At 73.3% G+C, this 1,624-nt stretch carries 2 protein-coding genes; both read left to right on the top strand.

Annotated features, from left to right (window positions below; translation table 11 throughout):
- Positions 1-620 (top strand): hypothetical protein (locus M8330_RS04710; RefSeq protein ID WP_250826400.1); only part of this gene is annotated, 620 nt, incomplete at its 5' end.
- 26 nt (positions 621-646) lie between these two features.
- On the top strand, positions 647-1,516 hold the full coding sequence (locus M8330_RS04705; RefSeq protein WP_250826399.1) for an SEC-C metal-binding domain-containing protein: 870 nt from the start codon (positions 647-649) through the stop codon (positions 1,514-1,516).
- The last annotated feature ends 108 nt before the right edge of the window (positions 1,517-1,624 follow it).

Raw genomic sequence — 1,624 nt, 5'->3', positions numbered from 1 at the left:
GGTCCACCGGCGACTACAGCAACCAGGCCGAGCGAGCCGCCCGCCGCACCGAGCGGCTCACCGTCAAGCTCAACGAGTCCCGCGACGCCGCGCAGAAGACCGCCGACGACTTCATCACCCTCGGCGAGAGCCTCGACGACGGCGAGGTGTCACTGCGGAAGTGGATCCGCCAGCTCGAGCGGCAGGCCGACGCGCTGCGGAACTTCCGCCGCAACGCCATCGAGGCCGCCGAGCGTGGCCTGAACAAGGGCCTGATCACCGCCCTGGAGGAGGCCGGTTCCGCCGGTGCGCTGCGGATGCGGCAGCTCGCCAACGCCTCCGACGAGGAGATCGACCGAGCGAACCGCGCCTGGCAGCGCGGCCAGCGCGAGGTCAACCGCTACGTCGACGCCATCGGCGGCATCCCCCCGGTGGCCCCCACCGAGGTCACCGCCGACACCAGCCCCGCCCTCCAGGCCCTCCAGAGCCTCCAGAACCAGATCGACAGCCTGGACGGGTCCGTCATCGACATCGGCATCCGCACCCCGTCGCTGTCCGGCATGGGCCCCCAGATCGGGTTCGCCGCCGGCGGCCACGTGACCCACCAGCACGCGCCCGCCCCCGCAGCCCTCACCGCCTGACCCGACCCCTTCAGGAGAACCAGCTCATGACCCTCATCGGCTTCGCCACCTACCCCGACCACATCGAGTTCGTCACCGACACCGCCAAGTACACCCGCCACGTCGAGAAGCTCGGCACCACCACCAAGCACCAGGTCTTCGCCCACCTCGACGCCGCGGTCATGACCCAGGGCAGCGAGGCGTTCGGGATCCACGCCACCGCGACACTGCTCGAGGTCGCTGGCCAGGTCGCCGAGTTCGACGAGCTCGTCCAGCACGCACCCCGCGCGCTCCAGTTCGCCCACGACGCCGCCGACCAGCCCAACGAGTGCCTCGCGATCCTGCTCGGCTACTCCCAGTCCCGCAGCGAGTGGACCGGCGTCGCGTTCGCGTCCGACCGCGGGTTCAAGCCGACCCACGCCCGCACCTGGCTCCAGCCGATGCCCTGGACCATCCGGCCAACCGGCCTCGAGCTGCGGCGCGTCAAGGGTTGGATGGACGGCCACCCCGACCTACCCGCCGTCGTCGACCAGTGGACCGCCTCCGACCCGCTGACCCCGCCCGACAGCGACGCCGCGTGGGTCTCCCTCGCGCAGGAATCCCGCAACCAGCGCAGCGGCGAACCGTTCGCGCACGTCGTCGTCCACGGCGACCTCATCCATACCCGCCTCGAAGCCGGCGCCGCCACCACCCGCGCCCTGCACCACTTCACCGACGACACCGCCACCCTCTTCGCGCTGCTCCACGGCACCCGCCACCCCTACGGCCAGGCCCAGAACTGCCCCTGCGGCACCGGCCTCGCCTACCGCGACTGCTGCCTCCGCGACCACTGGGGCGACCCCTGCGGCTGCCGCTCCGGCCTCGCGTTCGAGAGCTGCTGCCTCATCCCCGCGACCGCGGCATCTCTCGACGCCTGACCAGCCCTGGCACGGTCGATGCGGCCGGGGGGGGGGGGGGGGGGGGGGCCCCCCCCCCCGCCCCCCCCGGGGGGGCCCCCCGCCCCCCCCCCCACGCCCGCCCCGCCC

Source organism: Nocardioides bruguierae (assembly GCF_023656415.1).
Lineage (GTDB): Bacteria > Actinomycetota > Actinomycetes > Propionibacteriales > Nocardioidaceae > Nocardioides > Nocardioides bruguierae.
The sequence above is the reverse complement of the archived record's forward strand: the minus strand, read 5'-3'. Positions and strand labels throughout refer to the sequence as shown.

Excerpts from the sequence above, each read along its gene's own strand:
- M8330_RS04705 (WP_250826399.1), top strand. The coding sequence starts at position 647 with ATGACCCTCATCGGCTTCGCCACCTACCCCGACCACATCGAGTTCGTC.